This window comes from Novosphingobium sp. PP1Y, assembly GCF_000253255.1.
Lineage (GTDB): Bacteria > Pseudomonadota > Alphaproteobacteria > Sphingomonadales > Sphingomonadaceae > Novosphingobium.
This window is the reverse complement of sequence record NC_015580.1, coordinates 426,884-446,023: the sequence shown is the minus strand read 5'-3', so window position 1 is coordinate 446,023 and position 19,140 is coordinate 426,884. Positions and strand designations below refer to the sequence as shown.

Sequence of the window (19,140 nt, the reverse complement as noted above, 5' to 3'; positions counted from 1 at the left end):
CCGGCGCGCGGCATGGGAGGTAAGGCACGATGTCCGTCTCTGACGAGCGCCTCGCCCAGATCGCGCACCGTTTCGCCGAGCTCGAAGCCCGGCTGGCTTCCGGCACACTGGAAGGGGAGGCCTTCGTGGCCGCCAGCCGCGACTACGCCGAACTCGAACCGGTAGCGCGCGTCTCCGCCGAAGTCGTCTCGATGCGCGAGGAACTGGCAAGCCTGCAGAAGCTCGACGATCCGGACCCGGAGATGCGGGCCCTGGCGGACGAGGAAATCGCGCGGATCAAGTCCGAATTGCCCGAGGCCGAGCGCAAGCTCGCCATTGCCATGTTGCCGCGCGATGCTGCCGACAGCCGCCCGGCCATGCTGGAAATCCGCGCCGGCACCGGCGGCGACGAGGCCGCGCTGTTCGCTGCCGACCTCTATCGCATGTACGAGCGCTTCGCGGCCGAACAGGGCTGGAAGGTCGAGATGATCTCCGCCAATTCCAGCGACATCGGCGGCTTCAAGGAAGTGGTCGCCAATGTCTCGGGCACCGGCGTCTTCGCGAAGCTCAAGTTCGAAAGCGGCGTCCACCGGGTCCAGCGCGTGCCGGTGACCGAGAGCGGCGGGCGCATCCACACTTCGGCCGCGACCGTTGCAGTCCTGCCCGAGCCAAGCGAGGTCGACGTCCAGATCGAGGACAAGGACCTCAAGATCGACATCTACCGTGCAAGCGGCGCGGGCGGTCAGCACGTCAACACCACCGATTCCGCGGTGCGCATCACGCACCTGCCCTCCGGTCTCGTGGTGATCTGCCAGGACGAGCGCAGCCAGCACAAGAACAAGGCCAAGGCGATGCAGGTCCTGCGTGCGCGGCTCTATGAAAAGATGCGTGACGAAGCGCAGGGCGCCGAGGCCGAAGCGCGCAAGGCGATGGTCGGATCGGGCGACCGCTCCGAACGCATCCGCACCTACAACTTCCCGCAGGGCCGCGTGACCGACCACCGCATCAACCTGACCCTGCACCGGCTGCCCGAGATCCTCGAAGGCCCGGGCCTGGGCGAACTCGTCGACGCGCTGATCGCCGAGGACGAGGCCAAGCGCCTTGCCGCCATGGATGCCTGAAGACACCGTCGCCGCGGCGATCCGCGAGGCTGCCCTGGAACTGGGCGCGAGCAGTGACACGGCCCGGCTCGACGCCGAAGTGCTGATGGCCCACGCCCTTGGCGCCACCCGGTCCGAACTGCTGCTGCGCCACATGGGTGCGCCGGTGCCTGAAAGCTACGAAGCGATGGTTGCGCGTCGCATGGCGCAGGAACCGGTCGCCTACATCACCGGGCAGCAGGAATTCTTCGGCCTGCCCTTCGCGGTATCCAGCGACGTCCTGATCCCGCGCGGCGATAGCGAGGTCCTCGTCGAGACCGCGATCGCCGAGCGGCCGCAGGCACGCAGGATCCTCGATTGCGGCACCGGATCGGGCGCACTGCTGCTGGCCGTGCTCTCGCAGCTTCCCGGCGCGCGCGGCGTCGGCATCGACTGTTCCTCTTCGGCCCTTGCCGTGGCCCGGGCCAATGCCGAGGCACTGGGCCTTGCCGGACGCGCCGCACTGGCCCTGGCCGACTGGCATGTCCCGGGCTGGGCCGAGGCACTGGGCGGGCCTTTCGACCTGATCCTGGCCAATCCGCCCTATGTCGAGGACGATGCCCCGCTCGACCGATCCGTCCGCGCATTCGAACCGGCCGGCGCGCTGTTTTCCGGGTCTGAAGGGCTCGACGACTACCGCGTCCTCATTCCCCAGCTGCGCGACCTGCTTGCCCCCTCCGGGATGGCGCTGGTCGAGATCGGCCATGCCCAGGCCGATGCCGTCAGCGCAATCGGCCGCGCCGCCGGGCTTTCGGTGCGGCTCCATCGCGACCTGGCAGATCGGCCACGAGTCCTGGGATTTTGGTGAATAACTCAAGATTTCGCTTGGAATCCGGCGCTGGAGTGCCTAAGCCTAATGACGAGCCAAGGCATGGATGAAACTTCCCATGCACGGTTCACCTCCACAATTTGCAATCGGTGCAGCTTACGGCGCCTCGACTGAGCAGATTTGGAAATCACGGCAATCACAGCGAACCGTGAACTTGCGACGTGCGGCTGAACCGCCAGGCATTCTGGACGGCAGCCAGGGGTTTTGAGGAACGTAATCCTTGAATAACAATCGTGGTAATAACCGCAGGCGTGGCCGCGGCAATAACCGTCAGCAGGGCGGACAGCAGATGAACCGGATCGATAGCAGGGCGCGGGGCAATGCACCGCAGCTGCTGGAGAAGTATCGGAAGCTGGCCCATGACGCGCACCTCAATGGGGACCGTGTCCAGGAGGAATACTACCTCCAGTTTGCTGACCACTACTTCCGTGTCATTGCCGACCAGAAGCAGCGACAGGAAGAATCGCGCCAGCCGCGCCGCGACGATCGTTCGCAGGATTACGGCGACGACGCCGGTTCCGAGGACGAGAACGAGGGCGAAACCCCGCGCTATCACCAGCAGGATCGCGGCCAGCGCTACCAGCGCGGCAACGAGGCTCCTGCCGAGCAGGTCGAAGCAAAGGAAGAGGCCGAAGGCAATGACGGCTCGATCTACGAACCGCCGCAAAACCCCTTCGTGCGCGAGAATCGCGGCCCCCGTGGCGGCCTGAAGCAGCGCAAGCCGCGCCGCGGCGATGACGCGGGCGACGGCAACGAGGAAGCCGAAGCCAGCGAAGGCGCCGAAGCCAGGCAGGGCCATGCCGAGGACGCGCAGAATGCCTCCGACGGTTTCGATCCGGCAACCCTGCCGCCGCCGATCGCGGCCAAGGCGGAAGAAAAGCCCAAGCGCCGTACCCGCGCCAAGGCCAAGCCCGAACCGAGCGCGGAGGGCGAGGAAAAGCCCAAGCGCCGCCGGACCCGCAAGGCCAGCGCTTCGAACGAAGACGGCAGCAGCGGCAGCGCGCTGGAAACCGTAGACTGATACGACAACCAATCCGGCCGCGCGCAACTTCGCTTGCGTCGCGGCCGGGCTGGCTTACATACCGGCGCCGATGAATTTCCCTCGGCACGCTCCGGCCTCCCGCAATCCCCTGTCGATCCTCGACCGCTTCCCGCGCCTTGCCGCGGGCCTGCTTGCAATCCTCGCGGGCGCAGTGGCCGCCTGCGGTTTCCAGCCCCTCTCGCTCTGGCCGCTGACCCTTGCAGGGATCGCCATTCTCGCCGAGCTCGTCGTGCGGGCCGGCAGCGGACGCAGCGCCTTCCTGCTTGGCTGGTGCTTCGGCCTCGGCCACTTCACTCTCGGCAACAACTGGATTGCGACCGCCTTCACCTACCAGGCGGAAATGCCCGCATGGCTGGGCAGCATCGCCGTGTTCCTGCTCTCGCTCTATCTCGCGATCTATCCCGCCCTTGCCGCGCTGTGCGCATGGCTGGCGCTCAAGGCTGGGCGCAAGGTCAAGGGAAATGGCAAGGAAAAGGCCACCTCAGCGGCAGGCCCCGCAGCCTTCCTGATCGTCCTTTTCGCGCTCCCGGCCGCCTGGATCGTGACCGAGTGGCTGCGCGCCTGGGTCTTCACCGGGTTCTCGTGGAATCCGCTGGGGGTCGCGCTGCTCGGCCAGTTCGACACGCGCGGGCTGGCATTGCTGGCCCCCTGGATCGGGACCTATGGCCTGTCCGGCGTACTGGTCCTGCTGGCCTGCCTGCCCGGCTACCTTGCCCGTCTTGGCTCTGCTCGCAGCGGCCATGGCCGCTGGGCCTGCGCGCTTGCGCTCCTCGCGCTCGCCGCACCGCTCATAATGGTGATGACCGGGCCCGACCGCTGGGCCAAGCGCGAGGAAGGCGAGATCCACTACACCCTCGTCCAGCCCGACCTGCGGCAGGAGGTCATCGACGATCCGCGCGAGTACGAAGCGAATTTCATCAAGCTCGCCATGCTGTCGCTGCAGCGCCGACCGGGCGAGAAGCGCGTGGTGTTCTGGCCGGAATCGGGGCTGGGCGACTACTTGCGCGACGGGTATCCGGATTACCTCTACCGCATGTACACTTATGCCGGGGATCCGCTGCTGGCCCGCCAGCGCATCGGCCGCATGATCGGCCCTTACAGCGTGCTGCTGACCGGCGCAGTCGACCTGGTGATGAGGGACGGCGAGAGCGTGGGCGCGCGCAACACCGTCACCGCCTTCGATGGCGAAGGGCACATCCTTGCCAGCTATTCCAAGGCGCACCTCGTGCCCTACGGCGAATATCTCGCCATGCGCTGGCTGCTGGAACCGCTGGGCGCCCGCCGTCTGGTGGCCGGATCGCTGGACTTCTGGCCCGGCCCGGGGCCACGCACTTACGATCTCGGCAGCTATGGCGAGGCCGGCATCCAGATCTGCTACGAAATCATCTTCAGCGGCCAGGTCGTCGATCCCCGCAATCGCCCGGACTACATCTTCAATCCCTCGAACGACGGATGGTTCGGCACCTGGGGCCCGCCGCAGCACCTGGCACAGGCCCGTCTGCGGGCGATCGAGGAAGGGCTGCCGGTCCTGCGTTCGACCACCACCGGCATCAGCGCCGTCGTCGACGCCGACGGGATCGTGCGCAAGTTCGTCCCCTGGCGCCGCGCCGGACGCCTCGACGGCCGCATCCCGCCGCCGCATGAACCCACGCTTTTCGCCCGCTACGGCAATGCCCTCCCGCTTGCCTTCAGCGCATTCCTTGCCCTTCTGGCGCTTTCCGTGGTTGCACTCGGCCGCCGCGGGAGGTAAACGGCAACAGACATAAAGCAATCTTTATATCCCGGTGCCCAACATGCGCAGTGACTACGTCTTCACCTCCGAGAGCGTCTCGGAAGGCCATCCCGACAAGGTTTCGGACCAGATTTCCGATGCCATCGTCGATCTCTTCCTCTCGCGCGACCCCGAAGCGCGCGTCGCGTGCGAGACGCTCACTACCACCCAGCGCGTCGTGCTGGCGGGGGAAGTGCGCGGCAAGGGCATGATCGACCGGAACGGTCACTGGGAAGAAGGCGCGCAGGAGGAAATCCAGCGCGTCGTTCGCGAAACCGTGCACCGCATCGGCTACGCTCAGGACGGCTTCCACTGGAAGGACCTGACCTTCGAAAACCACCTGCACCCGCAGAGCGCCGACATCGCGCAGGGCGTCGATTCGGCCGGCAACAAGGACGAAGGCGCGGGCGACCAGGGCATCATGTTCGGTTTCGCCTGTGACGAGACGCCGGACCTGATGCCGGCGACGCTCGACTACAGCCACAAGATCCTCCAGCGCCTCGCGACCGACCGCAAGTCGGGCGAAGCGGCTTTCCTCGAACCCGACGCCAAGAGCCAGGTCACCCTGCGCTTCCATAACGGCGTGCCGGTCGCCGCAACTGCCGTGGTCGTCTCGACCCAGCACAAGCCGGGCTACCACGAGGGCGAGAAGGAAGCGCAGCTCAAGGACTACGTGAAGCGCGTCGTCACCGAGATCCTGCCCGAAGGCTTCGTGACCGGCGAGACGGTGTTCCACATCAACCCGACCGGCAAGTTCGAGATCGGCGGCCCCGACGGCGATGCCGGCCTCACCGGCCGCAAGATCATCGTCGACACTTACGGCGGCGCAGCCCCGCACGGCGGCGGTGCATTCTCGGGCAAGGACCCGACCAAGGTCGACCGTTCTGCAGCCTACGTCACCCGCTACCTTGCCAAGAACGTCGTCGCGGCCGGCCTTGCCAAGCGCTGCACGATCCAGGTGTCCTACGCGATCGGCATTTCCGAGCCGCTTTCGCTCTACGTGAACCTGCATGATACCGGCACGGTCAGCGAGGAAGCGCTGGAAGCCGCGATCACCAAGGTCGCCAAGGAGCGCCTGGGCGGCCTCACCCCGCGCGGGATCCGCGTCGGGCTTGGCCTCAACAAGCCGATCTACGCCTGCACGGCGGCCTACGGCCACTTCGGCCGTCAGCCCAGCGGCGACCTGTTCCCCTGGGAACGCACCGACCTGGTGGACGACCTCAAGGCCGCGCTGGCCTGATCCGGTCCGGGGCGGGGGGTTCATGACCCCTCGCCTTACCCGCACCCGCGCCATCGAGCGGATCGGGGCCCTGCCGGGCTGATTGGCCCGATCTACCGACATGCGTCGACTTTGCGGCTGCCGGTCCCTACTGCGGTGCAGGCAAGGAACCGGACGTGCGAGGCACCATGAACGACAAGACGCCCTTCGAAACGCTGATTTCGGTCGCGGAACTGCAGGCCCTGCTGGAATGCGGCACGTCGGTCCTTCTTCTCGACTGCGAGTTCGACCTGGCCTCGCCGGAAAAAGGCCGCACGGTCTATGCGCAGGAGCACCTGCCGGGTGCCCGATATGCCCACCTGGACAACGACCTAGCCAGCGCACCCGACGGCTCGAACGGCCGCCACCCCTTGCCGGACCGAGATACCTTTGCCGCCTGGCTGCGCAGCCTCGGCCTGCGCAAGGGCCAGCAGGTCGTCGCCTACGATTCGAACGGCGGAGCGTGGGCGGCGCGGGCCTGGTGGCTGCTGCGCTGGATGGGACACCGCGCGGTCGCGGTGCTCGACGGTGGCAAGCCGGCCTGGGTTGTCGCCGGACATCGCCTCACCAGCGAAGTGCCCGGGGCGGGCATCGAAGGCGATTTCACCCAGGGCGATCCGCTCGTCGGCGGGATCGTCAGCGCACAGGACGTGCTTGCGGGCATCGACGGCGGCGCGGCGCAAGTGCTCGATGCCCGCGATCCTTCGCGCTTTCGGGGCGATGCCAACCCGCTCGATCCGGTCGCCGGGCACATTCCGGGGGCACGCAACCGCTTCTTTCGCGACAACCTCGACGGCGACGGGCGCTTCCGCTCGGCCGAGGAACTGGCCGCAACCTTCTCGGCGCTGCTCGAGGGCAAACCTGCCGTGCTCAGCTGCGGATCGGGCGTGACCGCCTGCCACAATGCGCTCGCCTTGGAAATCGCAGGCTTGCCCGGCGCGCGGCTCTATCCCGGATCGTGGAGCGAGTGGATCAGCGATCCCTCCCGTCCGGTCGAAACCGGAGAGGCCTGAGCGGCCCTCCGAACGGTTCAGCTCTTGCGGTAGTCCGCGACGATCTCGCCGCATTCGGCGAGTTCCGCTTCGTGCGCTTCCTCGCGCCAGGTCTCGGTCAGCGCTTCGGCTTCCCATTGCCGCATGGCCGGATGGTCGAGCACACGATCGACCCATTCCTGCCCGCCGCCCACATCCAGACCATAGGTACGGATGCGAAAGGCTACCGGCGCATAGAAAGCATCGGCGGCGGTGAAATCGGGTCCGGCGAGCCACGGGCCGCCGAAACGCGCCAGCCCTTCCTCGAACATCTCGCGCAGGCGCGCGACGTCCCGGCTGAGCGCTTGCGACATCGGGCGCAGGCGAACGCGCACGCCCACGTTCATCGTGCAGTCGTTGCGCAGGGCCGCGAAGCCGCCGTGCATTTCGGCAACGATGCTCTGTGCGAAGGCGCGCGCAGCCTCGTCCTGCGGCAACACGCTGGGGTGACGGTCGGCAAGATAGAGCGCGATCCCCAGCGAATCCCAGACGGTGCGCTCACCATCGATCAGCGCCGGCACCTGTCCTGTGGGGGAGAAGCTGCGGAATTCCTCGAAGTTCACCGGCTTGGTGAACGGCTCGACGCGGTCCTCGAAAGCGATGCCGAGGGCTTTCATCAGTACCCAGGGCCGCAGCGACCAGCTGGAATAATTGCGGTTGGCGGTAATCAGGACATAGCTCATGCCCCGACCGCTAGGCCGGGGCATGAGCACTTGGCAAGCTACTTCGCGAGTTCGGCTTCGATGGCGCCGACAAGCTCGGGCGCGCCAGGCTCAATGCCCGGAGCAAAGCGGCCGGCGACGCTCCCGTCGCGGGCGATCAGGAACTTTTCGAAGTTCCACAGCACTTCCGGATCCTGCGTCGGCGTCATGCCGAACCCCTTCAGCTTTTCGCGGAATTCCTCGGCGGGACCGACCTTTTCAGGCTGCGCCTCGATCAGCGCGGCATAGAGCGGCTGCTTGCCCTCGCCGGTGACGTCGGCCTTGGCGAAGAGCGGAAAGGAGACGCCGTAGTTGAGCGAGCAGAATTCCATGATCTCCTCATGGCTGCCCGGCTCCTGCGCACCGAAATCGTTGGCCGGGAAGCCGAGGACTTCGAAACCCTTGTCCTTGTATGCGTTGTAGAGCTTTTCCAGCCCCTCGTACTGCGGGGTGAGGCCGCACTTGGAAGCGACATTGACCACGAGCAGGACCTTGCCCCCGTGGTTGGCAAGGCTGTCGCCGGCACCGTCGATGCGCGTCAGCGGAATGGCAGCAAGATCGGTCATCTCCGAATTCTCCCGTGTGGCTTGGTTTGCGATGGGAGATATGCGGCCCCGGCATGACCGCTGCAAGTCATGCCGGGGCAAATGCGCTTAAACTCTTGTCAGACCTCGTACTTGCCCGAGGTCTTGGCCGCCACTTCCTCAGCCGTGACACCAGGCGCGAGTTCCACCAGCTTGAACGGGGAGTTGTGGTCCGGACGCTGGAACACGCACAGGTCGGTGACGATCATGTCCACCACGTTCTTGCCGGTCAGCGGCAGGGTGCAGGCGGGAATGAACTTGGGATCGCCGTTCTTGGAGGTATGCTCCATGACGACGATGATCTTCTTCACGCCGGCGACAAGGTCCATCGCGCCGCCCATGCCCTTGATCATCTTGCCCGGGATCATCCAGTTGGCGATATCGCCGTTCTCGGCCACTTCCATTGCGCCCAGAACGGCCAGGTCGATATGCCCGCCGCGGATCATCGCAAAGCTGGTGGCGCTGTCGAAGAAGGCGGTCTGCGGCAGTTCGCTGACCGTCTGCTTGCCGGCGTTGATCAGGTCGGGGTCGACCTCGTCGGGATAGGGGAACGGCCCGATGCCGAGCATGCCGTTTTCCGACTGCAGGGTGACGGTGACGCCCTTGGGCACGTGGTTGGCGACCAGCGTCGGAATGCCGATGCCCAGGTTGACGTAGAAACCGTCTTCCAGTTCCTGCGCCGCGCGGGCGGCCATCTGGTTGCGATCCCAGCCCTTCTTGGTTTCCTCGGACATCAGGCGGCCTCCCTTTCGCGGGTCGTCGTGAATTCGATCTTCTTGTCGTAGGGCGCGCCAAGCACGAGGCGCTGGACGTAAACGCCGGGCAGGTGGATGTGATCCGGATCGAGCGAGCCGGTCGGCACGATCTCTTCCACTTCGACGATGCAGACCTTGCCGCAGGTTGCGGCGGGCACGTTGAAGTTGCGGGCCGTCTTGCGGAACACGACATTTCCGCTCTCGTCGGCCTTCCACGCCTTGACCAGCGAAAGGTCCGCGAAGATGCCGCGCTCGAGCACGTATTCCTGTCCGTCGAAGTCCATGGTCGGCTTGCCCTCGGCCACCTGGGTGCCGACGCCGGTCTTGGTATAGAAGCCCGGGATGCCCGCGCCGCCCGCGCGCATGCGCTCGGCCAGGGTACCCTGAGGGCTGAATTCGACCTCCAGCTCGCCCGAAAGGAACTGGCGCTCGAACTCCTTGTTCTCGCCCACGTAGGAGGAGATCATCTTCTTCACCTGCCGCGTGCGCAGGAGCTTGCCGATGCCCTCATTGTCGATGCCGGCATTGTTCGAGGCGAAGGTCAGGTCCTTCACCCCGCTGTCGCGCACCGCGTCGAGCAGGCGCTCGGGAATGCCGCAAAGGCCGAAACCGCCGGCGGCGATCAGCAGGCCGTCCCTGAGCAGCCCGTCGAGGGCAGCTTCAGCACTGGGATAGAGTTTGTTCATCGGATCTCCTCTCGCTTGCGCGGCACCCTAGACATGCAATGACATTACGAATAGCGATTGTTTTTTATCTGTTTCGATAAGCAGGCTCTATGAAACGGATTGCGCTCTATCATCTGGAAACGCTCATGTGGATCGACCGCCTGGGCACTTTCGCGGCGGCCGCGCAGCGGCTGAACACGACCCAGCCGGCGATTTCCGCCCGGGTGCGCGAGATCGAGGAGCAACTGGGGCTCTCGCTGTTCCAACGCGACGGACGCCGAATGGTTCTCACCGCCCGCGGGCGCAGGCTTGTGCAGGCCTGCGAACCGCTGCGCAGCGGGCTGGAACAGGTACTGCTGGAAGCGAGCGACTTCGCCGGCGCAACGGGCGCGGTGCGCATCGGCTCGGGCGAGATAGCGGCGGCGAGCTGCCTGCCCGCCTTCATCGGCGCAATCGAGCGCGAACGCCCCGGCGTCACCATGGAAATCGACCTCGACCTGACCGCACGCCTGCTCCAGCAGCTTTTGTCGGGCACGCGCGACATCGTCTTTCTTGCCGGTCCGGTAGCTAGCCCCGGGATTCGCACGACGCCGATCGGCTCGGTTGACCTCGCCTGGGTGGCCGGCCCTGCGGTGGCGCGCGCGGGCGGGTTCGCGCAACCGCTGCCGGTCTGGTCACTGCCCGATCACTCGCCGATCCACGCTGTCGCCGTGAACACGCTGGCGGCCCACGGCCTTGCCCCGCGGGCGCTGCATACCTGCAACAACGTGCGCACCATGATCGAGATCGTCTGCAGCGGACGGGGCGCTGCGGTCCTGCCCGAAACCATGGTAAGAGAGCATCTGCAGAGCGGGTCCCTCGTCGAAATCCTGCCGCGGCCCGAACAGAAGGTACATTTCGAGGCGGCGATTCGCACGCGTGAACGCGAGCCCGTCATTCTCGAGCTGTTCGCACGGGCAAGCCGCCTGACAGTGGACGCACATCCGGAACAGGCAGCGCCGATAACGCTTTGAAGAGGAACCGGGCCACCGATCGTGACAGCAAATGCGATTAATGTTTGATCTCGGTCATGGCGGGAGCGTACCTTCCCGCTAAGGTTCGAAAATCAGTGGGAGAAATGGACATGCGCTCGATTCTCGTCAATGCGGACCGCAAGCCGGACAGCGATGTCCGGATCAACACTGCGCTTGACCTGGCACGACGGACCGACGGTCACGTCACCGTCCTCGTCGATACGCCGGTAACCCGCTACATCGCCATGGACCCCATGGGCGGTAGCTACGTGATCTCCGATGCGCTGGAACAGGCGCGCGGCGAAGACGATGCCGCCGCCGAAGCGATCGAGGCGCGCCTCTCGCGCGACGATGTGCCGTTCAATGTCCTGCGCAGCGAGGACGACCCGGTCAACGCCCTGGCCGGTGCGGCCCGCCTGTCCGATCTCGTGATCGTATCGCGCTCGGGCGGACTGGCCGGCGAAGTGGCGCTGATCTCCAGCACTCCGGTTCTCGCCCTGCCCGACGGCAAGGGCCTGGAAGTGCCGATCCGCCGCGCGTGCATCGCCTGGGACGGCGGCGAACAGGCCGCTGCCGCGCTGCGCGCCTCGGTGCCGCTGCTCGCCGACTGCCAGATGGTGAAGTTGATTTCCGTAGCCGAGAAGCCGGGCGGCTATCCCGGCACCGAAGCGCTGCGCTATCTCTCGCGCCACGGCATTCACGCCGAGTTCGAGGAGCACCAGCGTCGCGGCTCGACCGAAGAGACGATCGCAACTGCCGTGGCGCAGAACCATGCCGAACTCCTGGTGATGGGCGCCTACGGCAAGAGCCGGATGCGCGAATTCCTGTTCGGCGGCGTCACCGCCTATTTCCTCAACGAGGCAAAGTCGCCGGCCCTTCTGCTGGTACACTGACCGCCACGCCGGTTCTCTGATCAGCCACTTGCCATCGCCCTGGAACCGATCCGGGGTGACGGCATGGGCAGGTTTCCCGCTTACCTGATAATCCGGCCTCCGGCGCAGCCGATGCGTCGGACACCGAAAACGACTCGCTGGCAGCGCCAGGACCCATTGCCTCCTGCTTTCGGTGAGTCGCGGGCTGATTCGGGTCTTGAACGGGCCATCGGTTCACCCGCAATTCAGTCCCACGAAGCAATAAGCCTGACGATACGGCGACAAGATCCTGAGGTAGCTTAGGAGATATCGCGTCGCAGCAGGAATGCCCAGTGCGCAGCATGCCACCGCCAAAACCTGCAGACATTACAATGGAATATGAAACCTGATTCGAATGTGGTTTCCTGTCATTTCCCGTGCATTACGGCGATTCCTCCAGGGCACTTGGCCTAATCGCAATCACAATTGAATTTTTTGCATCTCCGGAAATTGCATTTCGCACTTGCACAAAAGGGCGACTGGAGTCATAACGAAACTGCCTTTCAGGCATCCTCTCCCAAAACTTCCACGGCCCGGTCGGTAACGTCCGGGCCTTTTTTTGTCCGCAATTTGTGAGCGTTACCAAAGAATGGTGCCCGCGAGTGCCGCGTTCGCGCGCGGGAACTTGAGATTGCCACCACCGTTCGTTTGAAATCCCTCGGGGCGATACCTAGCTCAGGATCACTCTCCGAAAAGTCGCGATGTCGACGCGCGACAGACGAGGGAAATGGGCGAAGGAAAGGAATCACATGGCGGACGCCCCACCCCAGGTGGATGAACGGACGGTCAGGCTGCAAGTCGCGGCCGCCCGGCAGGAAGAGAGCGGCCAGGGCATTGCCCGAATGTCGCGCGGATCGCTCTCGGCGATCGGCGCGATGGAGGGCGATGTGCTAGAAATCACCGGCAAGTCGGTGACGGTGGCTCAGGCCGTTCTGGCCTATCCCGAAGACGAAGGGCTCGAAGTCATCCGGCTCGACGGTCTCCAGCGCGTCAATGCCGAAGTCGGTTCGGGCGATCACGTCACGGTCCGCAAGGGCGAATCGCGTCCGGCCCAGCGGGTCGTCTTCGCCCCCGCGCAAAAGGAAATGCGCCTGCAGGGCCCCTCCGCCGCGCTCAAGCGCAACTTCGCGGGCCGTCCGATGGTCCAGGGCGACCTCGTCGCCACGACCGGTCAGCAGCAGGTGGCCGACATTCCCCCGCAACTGCGCCGCATGTTCAATGCGCCGGCCTATGCCCTGACGCAGATCCGCCTGAACGTCGTTTCGACCACGCCGCGCGGCATCGTGCACATCGACGAGAATACCGAAGTCGAACTGCGCGAGGTCTTCGAGGAAGCCGAAGCCCGGCGCGGCGACATCAACTACGACGACGTGGGCGGCATGGGCGATACCATCCGCCAGCTGCGTGAAATGGTCGAGCTGCCGCTCCGCTACCCCGAGCTGTTCACCCGACTAGGCGTCGCGCCGCCCAAGGGCGTGCTGCTCCATGGTCCGCCGGGAACCGGCAAGACCCGCCTGGCGCAGGCCGTCGCCAACGAGAGCGAGGCCAACTTCTTCTCGATCAACGGGCCCGAGATCATGGGCTCCGGCTATGGCGACAGCGAGAAGGCCCTGCGCGAGGTGTTCGACGAGGCGACCAAGGCTGCCCCGGCGATTATCTTCATCGACGAGATCGATTCGATCGCGCCCAAGCGCAGCCAGGTCCACGGCGAGGCGGAAAAGCGTCTCGTCGCCCAGCTGCTCACGCTGATGGACGGCCTCAACAGCCGCGCCCACGTGGTCGTTATCGCAGCAACCAACCGGCCCGAGGCGATCGACGAGGCGCTTCGCCGTCCCGGACGCTTCGACCGCGAAATCGTGATAGGCGTGCCCGACGAGAGCGGGCGGCGCGAGATCCTGTCCATTCACACCCGCGGCATGCCGCTGGGCGACAAGGTGGACCTCAAGGAACTGGCGCGTACCACGCATGGCTTCGTCGGTGCCGACCTCGCCGCGCTCGCCCGCGAAGCCGCGATCGAGGCAGTGCGCCGGATCATGCCGCAGATCGACCTCGAAGCGCGCACGATCCCGCCCGAGGTGCTGGAGAACCTCTCGGTCACCCGCGAGGACTTCATCGAGGCGCTCAAGCGCATCCAGCCTTCGGCAATGCGCGAAGTCATGGTGCAGGTGCCCAATATCGGCTGGGCCGATATCGGCGGGCTCGACGAGGCGCAGCTCAAGCTCAAGGAAGGCATCGAACTGCCGCTTAAGAACCCCGAGGCGTTCCACAAGCTGGGCATCCGCCCGGCCAAGGGCTTCCTGCTCTACGGCCCGCCGGGCACCGGCAAGACGCTGCTGGCCAAGGCCGTCGCCAAGGAAGCCGAGGCGAACTTCATCTCGATCAAGTCCTCGGACCTGCTGTCCAAATGGTACGGCGAAAGCGAGCAGCAGATCGCCCGACTCTTCGCCCGTGCCCGCCAGGTTGCCCCCTGCGTCATCTTCATCGACGAGATCGACAGCCTCGTACCCGCCCGCGGTTCAGGCGGCGGTTTCGGTGAACCGCAGGTCACCGCCCGCGTGGTCAACACGATCCTGGCCGAGATGGACGGGATGGAGGAACTGCAGTCGGTCGTCCTGATCGGCGCAACCAACCGCCCGACGCTTGTCGACCCGGCGCTGCTGCGCCCTGGCCGCTTCGACGAGCTGGTCTATGTCGGCACGCCCGACACGGCCGGACGCGAGCACATCCTGGGGATCCATACCTCGAAGATGCCGCTGGCCGAAGACGTCTCGCTGGCAGACATCGCCGAACGGACCGAGCGCTTCACCGGCGCAGACCTGGAAGACGTGGTGCGCCGCGCGGGCCTCATTGCAATCCGCAAGGGCGGCGCCGACGTCCTGTCGGTAAGCATGGCTGACTTCGAGGAAGCCCTGGAAGACAGCCGCGCGACAGTGACAGAGGAAATGGAGAACGAGTATGGCCGCATGAAGGGCGAGTTGAAGAAGCGCGCGATGGAAGTGGCCCCCATCGGCTTCATCACCCCCGGCATGGTGGAATCGACTAGAGACAGGAAACACGGGGACTGATCGGTCCCGGCTCGAAGCTCAGGGAAAGCCCGGTCTGTGCAGGCCGGGCTTTTTCCTTGGGGCCAGGGCCAGGCCAGCTACCCAACTGGCGTCTGCCTATCCGGGCTCTCCGCGCGTTCGCTCGCAAATCCTGGCAGGTGCGGCGCCGGCCAGCCCCTAAGGCAGCAAGCCCCCTAAGGTAGCGAACCCCTGCCCTCACCGGCCATGGCCTCAACCATCGACGGGCCGGCGGCAAGCTCCACCGGGGCGACCGGCAGGGTGCGGCGGCGAACCAGGGCCTGCGGCATTTCGCGGCGAATCCAGTCGAGCATCGATTCGCGGATTTCGCAGCGCAAGTCGAACAGCGTGGGTCCGTCCTTTGCGCTCATCAACAGGCGCACCTCGATAGCCTCGTTGTCGCAATCCGTGACCTGCAGCACCTGCGCGCGCTTGTCCCAGAGCCGATGCGCGGCGATTTGCCGGGAATATTCGGCGCGGATCGGCGCGATCTCGGCCCCGTGGTCGAGGTAGATCATGACCGTGCCGAGCAGTTCGGAACTGGTCTTGGTCCAGTTCTGGAAAGTATCCTCGAGAAAACGGTTGGACGGCACCACCAGCCGGCGGTCGTCCCAGACGCGCACGATCACGTAGGTCGTGCGGATATCCTCGATCCGGCCCCACTCGCCGTCGATGATCACCACGTCGTCGATCGCTATCGGCTCGGTCAGGGCCATCTGGAATCCGGCGATGAGAGCCTTGAGTGCGGGCTGGGCCGCCGCACCGACCGCCAGGGCCGCAAGGCCGGCCGAGGCCATCAGCGTCACCCCGATCTCGCGCACTCCGGGGATCGAGGCGAGCATGCCCGCGACCGTCAGGAAAACGATCAGGAATGTGCCGATGCGGCTGAAGATCGCCAGCCGGGTGCGCCTGCGCCGGGCATTGCGGTTGTCCTCGACCGAGATGTCGTTTCGCAGGATCATCGCCTCGACGAATGCGCGCAGTACCGCAACCGCGATCCATCCCGTCAGCAGCGGCATGACGAAGCCCGAGAAGCGCGACCAGACCGCATCGAGCACCGGCATCTCGCGCGCGGCCATAACGATGCCCAGCGCCACGAAAGCATAACGGGTCGGCCGCGCCAGCCGCTTGACGACGATGTCGTCGGCATCGTTGCTGCTCGACCGGGCGACCCGGCGCAGGAGGCGGAAGAGGAACCAGTGGATCACCAGTGCCATGGCAATGCCGATGGCAGCGGCAATCACCGCAAGCAGGGGCTGCTCCGCCCAGAGGGGCAAGGCGACGAGGTTGCGCTCGATGAACTGGATCATCCGCACGAGGGTATGCCGCATTGCAGCATAATCAAGGGCGTAATTTCACGCGCCCCGATGCGGGCGGTCAGTGCGCCGCGCCCCAGCTCGATCCCGAACCGATCTCCACGCCCAGCGGCACGTCCAGCTTGACTGCCGGTTCCGCCGCGCTCGCCATGACCCTTTCGATGACTTGCGAGGCCGCCGCAACATCGGCTTCGGGCAGTTCGAAGACCAGTTCGTCGTGCACCTGCAGCAGCATGCGCACGTGGCCGAGGCCCGCCTGTTCCAGTTCAGGCTGCATGCGCACCATCGCGCGCTTGATGATATCGGCGCATGTGCCCTGAATCGGCGCATTGATCGCGGCGCGCTCGCTACCCTGCCGCTCGGCCTGATTCTTCGAGGTGATACGCGGGAACCAGGTCTTGCGGCCGAACAGCGTCTCCGAATAGCCGCGCTCGCGCACCTGCTCGAGCGTGTAGGCGATATAGCGCTGGATGCCGGGGAAGCGTTCGAAGTAGCGGTCGATCATGGCCTGCGCCTCGTCGGCCTCGACGCCGAGACGGCCCGCAAGGCCCCAGCGCGAAATGCCGTAGAGGATCGCGAAGTTGATCGTCTTGGCCCGGCCGCGCGTGTCGCGATCGACCGTGCCGAACATCTCCTGCGCCGTGCGCGCGTGGATGTCCTCGCCATTGGCGAAGGCTTCCTTCAGGCTCGGCACGTCGGCCATGAACGCGGCCAGCCGCAGCTCGATCTGCGAGTAGTCGGCCGCGAGCAGGACATTGCCGCTGTCCGCGACGAAGCAGTCGCGGATCTGGCGGCCTATCTCGGTGCGGATCGGAATGTTCTGCAGGTTGGGATCGGTCGAGGACAAGCGGCCGGTCTGCGCGCCGACCAGCGAATAGCTGGTATGAACACGGCCCGTCTTCGGGTTGATGGCTGCCTGCAGCGCCTCGGTATAAGTCGAGCGCAGCTTGGAGAGCTGGCGCCATTCGAGAACCTTGGTCGCGACCTGCGCACCTTCGCCGGCGAGCTTCTCGAGCACCGACTGGTCGGTGGAATACTGCCCCGACTTGCCCTTCTTGCCGCCCTTGTAGCCGAGCTTGTCGAACAGTACTTCGCCCAGCTGCTTGGGGCTGCCGATGGTGAATTCCTGCCCTGCGGCCTCGTGGATCTCGGCTTCGAGCGCGCCGATCGTCTCGGCGAACTGGCTGGAAAGACCGGCCAGCTTCTCGCGGTCGACCTTGATCCCGTGGCGCTCCATCTGCGCGACGACGGGGATCAGCGGGCGATCGACCCGCTCGTAGATGCGGGTGCCGCCTTCTTCGGAGAGACGCGGCTTGAGCACGGTGTGCAGCCGCCAGGTGACGTCGGCATCTTCGGCCGCATAGTGGGTCGCCTTGTCGAGCGGAACTTCGCCGAAGGGGATCGCCTTCTTGCCGGTGCCGCAAAGATCCTTGAACGCCATCGGCTTGTGGCCGAGGTGACGCTCGGACAGTTCATCCATGCCGTGACCGCCGCCGATCCCGTCGATGGAGCGACCGGCATCGAGGCAGAAGCTCTCGATCATCGTATCGTCGACCGGCGCCACGGCGATGCCGTAGCGGGCGAGTACGTTGAGGTCGTACTTGATGTTCTGGCCGACCTTGAGCACCGCGTCGTTTTCCAGAAGCGGCTTGAGCGCCTCGATGGCCTTGTCGAGCGGCACCTGCTGCGGTTTTTCGGCGAACATGTCGCTGCCGCCGTGCCCAAGGGGAATGTAGCAGGCCTCGTTCGGCCCGATCGCCAGGCTGACCCCGGTCAGGTCGGCCTGCATGGCATCGAGCGCGGAAGTCTCGGTATCGACGGCGACGAGATGCGCCGCGGCTGCCTTGTCCACCCAGGCCTGCAGAGCCTCGAGCGTCTGCACGCATTCGTAGGCGGCATAGTCGAGCGCGGGAAATTCCGGCGGCGACTGGCGCGCGGCGCCTTCGGCGGGACCGGCGCCCGCCGTGACCGGCTTGGCCGGGTTGAGCTGGGTCGCGCGCTCGGGGCTGCCCGCACCGCCATTGAGGCGCTTCAGGAGGCTGGTGAAACCATGCGTCGAGAGGAATGCTGCCAAAGGCTCGGGCGGGATCGCGTCGAGCTTGAAGTCCTCAATCGGCATCGGCAGGTTGCAGTCTTCCTTGAGCGTGACCAGCACCTTCGAAAGGCGGGCCTGCTCGGCCTGTTCGATCAGCCGTTCCTGCAGCTTCGACTTCTTCATCTCGGGCGCGGCAGCCAGCGCCGCTTCGAGATCGCCGTAGTCCTGGATCAGCTTGGTCGCGGTCTTGGGGCCGACGCCATAGACCCCCGGTACGTTGTCCACCGAGTCGCCCATCAGCGCCAGCACATCGCCGACCTTTTCCGGCGGCACGCCGAATTTCTCGACCACCTCGTCGATGTCGATGCGCTGGTTCTTCATCGTGTCCAGCATGTCGATCTTGCCGCCGCCCTTCTCGCAAGTACCGACCAGCTGCATCAGGTCCTTGTCCGAGGAGACGATGGTGACGTTCCAGCCCTGCTCGGCCGCGGCGCGGGCATAGGAGGCGATCAGGTCGTCGGCCTCGAAACCCTGTTCCTCGATGCATGGCAGCGAAAAGGCGCGCGTCGCATCGCGGATCAGCGGGAACTGCGGGCGCAGGTCTTCGGGCGGCGGCGGACGGTTGGCCTTGTATTCCTCGTAGATGTCGTTGCGGAACGACTTGCTCCCGGCATCGAGGATGACGGCCAGGTGCGTCGGCCCGTCTGCCTTGTTGAGATCGTCTGCCAGCTTCCACAGCATCGTCGTGTAGCCGTAGACCGCACCGACCGGCGTGCCTTCCGGGTTCGTCAGCGGCGGCAGGCGGTGATAGGCGCGGAAAATGTAGGCCGAGCCGTCGACGAGATAGAGGTGCTGCTTGGGATCCATGGACAGTCCCCTAGCAGTGCCGAAGCGGGGCGTCAGCAGGCAGGTCGACGAAGGTCGTGAACTTTCTCGGGAACCGCCCGGCCCGATGCGCGTTTTGCCCCGAGTGCTTGAAACGCCGCGTGCCCCCTCCTAATCCATGGGGGACCGGCCCGGTTCAAAATTCCGGGCCTGCTTCGTGGCTT

15 protein-coding genes are annotated in these 19,140 nt (G+C 65.7%); 9 read left to right on the top strand and 6 right to left on the bottom strand.

All coding sequences use genetic code 11. The features are described from left to right. Positions 1-29 precede the first annotated feature (29 nt). The 6 genes from prfA (at position 30) to PP1Y_RS08265 (ending at position 7,031) form a co-directional block, all read left to right on the top strand. Positions 30-1,100, top strand: coding sequence for a peptide chain release factor 1 (gene prfA, locus PP1Y_RS08290; protein WP_013831832.1), 1,071 nt, complete (start codon positions 30-32; stop codon positions 1,098-1,100). Next, positions 1,093-1,926 (top strand): peptide chain release factor N(5)-glutamine methyltransferase, encoded by an 834-nt coding sequence (gene prmC / locus PP1Y_RS08285; protein ID WP_013831831.1) that lies wholly within the window; start codon positions 1,093-1,095, stop codon positions 1,924-1,926. The genes prfA and prmC overlap by 8 nt, the downstream gene beginning before the upstream one ends. A 241-nt stretch (positions 1,927-2,167) precedes the next feature. Then, a complete protein-coding gene (locus PP1Y_RS08280; RefSeq protein WP_083835185.1) occupies positions 2,168-2,968 on the top strand; it encodes a DUF4167 domain-containing protein in 801 nt (266 codons plus the stop codon). A gap of 70 nt (positions 2,969-3,038) precedes the next feature. Continuing rightward, the gene (lnt, locus tag PP1Y_RS08275; RefSeq protein WP_013831829.1) at positions 3,039-4,739 is read left to right on the top strand and encodes an apolipoprotein N-acyltransferase; all 1,701 of its coding nucleotides are present in this window, start codon (positions 3,039-3,041) and stop codon (positions 4,737-4,739) included. A gap of 43 nt (positions 4,740-4,782) precedes the next feature. Further along, complete coding sequence (gene metK, locus PP1Y_RS08270; protein ID WP_013831828.1) at positions 4,783-6,000, top strand: methionine adenosyltransferase; 1,218 nt, start codon at positions 4,783-4,785, stop codon at positions 5,998-6,000. A 167-nt stretch (positions 6,001-6,167) separates the two neighbouring features. Beyond that, positions 6,168-7,031 (top strand): sulfurtransferase, encoded by an 864-nt coding sequence (locus PP1Y_RS08265; protein WP_013831827.1) that lies wholly within the window; start codon positions 6,168-6,170, stop codon positions 7,029-7,031. Between the two features lie 17 nt (positions 7,032-7,048). On the opposite strand, the gene PP1Y_RS08260 is transcribed toward PP1Y_RS08265, so the two are convergent. The 4 genes from PP1Y_RS08260 to PP1Y_RS08245 all read right to left on the bottom strand — a co-directional run bounded on the left by PP1Y_RS08260 (position 7,049) and on the right by PP1Y_RS08245 (position 9,775). Then, positions 7,049-7,732, bottom strand: a complete 684-nt coding sequence (locus tag PP1Y_RS08260; RefSeq protein WP_041558690.1) for a glutathione S-transferase family protein — start codon at positions 7,730-7,732, stop codon at positions 7,049-7,051. 38 nt (positions 7,733-7,770) lie between these two features. Beyond that, a complete protein-coding gene (locus tag PP1Y_RS08255; protein ID WP_013831825.1) occupies positions 7,771-8,316 on the bottom strand; it encodes a glutathione peroxidase in 546 nt (181 codons plus the stop codon). Between the two features lie 98 nt (positions 8,317-8,414). Then, positions 8,415-9,068: a CoA transferase subunit B gene (locus PP1Y_RS08250; protein WP_007012457.1), complete on the bottom strand. Its 654-nt coding sequence runs from the start codon at positions 9,066-9,068 to the stop codon at positions 8,415-8,417. Further along, on the bottom strand, positions 9,068-9,775 hold the full coding sequence (locus PP1Y_RS08245) for a CoA transferase subunit A (protein WP_013831824.1): 708 nt from the start codon (positions 9,773-9,775) through the stop codon (positions 9,068-9,070). Before PP1Y_RS08245 ends, PP1Y_RS08250 begins: the two co-directional genes overlap by 1 nt. Positions 9,776-9,864: 89 nt before the next feature. On the opposite strand from PP1Y_RS08245, the gene PP1Y_RS08240 reads away from it, so the two are divergent. From PP1Y_RS08240 to PP1Y_RS08230, 3 genes are all read left to right on the top strand, one after another. Further along, positions 9,865-10,767 (top strand): LysR family transcriptional regulator, encoded by a 903-nt coding sequence (locus tag PP1Y_RS08240; protein ID WP_013831823.1) that lies wholly within the window; start codon positions 9,865-9,867, stop codon positions 10,765-10,767. Positions 10,768-10,877: 110 nt separating this feature from the next. Then, positions 10,878-11,660, top strand: coding sequence for a universal stress protein (locus tag PP1Y_RS08235; RefSeq protein ID WP_013831822.1), 783 nt, complete (start codon positions 10,878-10,880; stop codon positions 11,658-11,660). 767 nt (positions 11,661-12,427) lie between these two features. Beyond that, a complete protein-coding gene (locus tag PP1Y_RS08230; protein ID WP_013831821.1) occupies positions 12,428-14,743 on the top strand; it encodes a CDC48 family AAA ATPase in 2,316 nt (771 codons plus the stop codon). A 173-nt stretch (positions 14,744-14,916) separates the two neighbouring features. Here the strand turns inward: PP1Y_RS08230 and PP1Y_RS08225 are convergent, their stop codons facing one another. Together PP1Y_RS08225 and polA are read right to left on the bottom strand one after the other, a co-directional pair. After that, positions 14,917-16,050: a mechanosensitive ion channel family protein gene (locus PP1Y_RS08225; protein ID WP_051010001.1), complete on the bottom strand. Its 1,134-nt coding sequence runs from the start codon at positions 16,048-16,050 to the stop codon at positions 14,917-14,919. 67 nt (positions 16,051-16,117) lie between these two features. Next, the gene (gene polA, locus PP1Y_RS08220) at positions 16,118-18,958 is read right to left on the bottom strand and encodes a DNA polymerase I (protein WP_013831819.1); all 2,841 of its coding nucleotides are present in this window, start codon (positions 18,956-18,958) and stop codon (positions 16,118-16,120) included. Positions 18,959-19,140 lie beyond the last annotated feature (182 nt).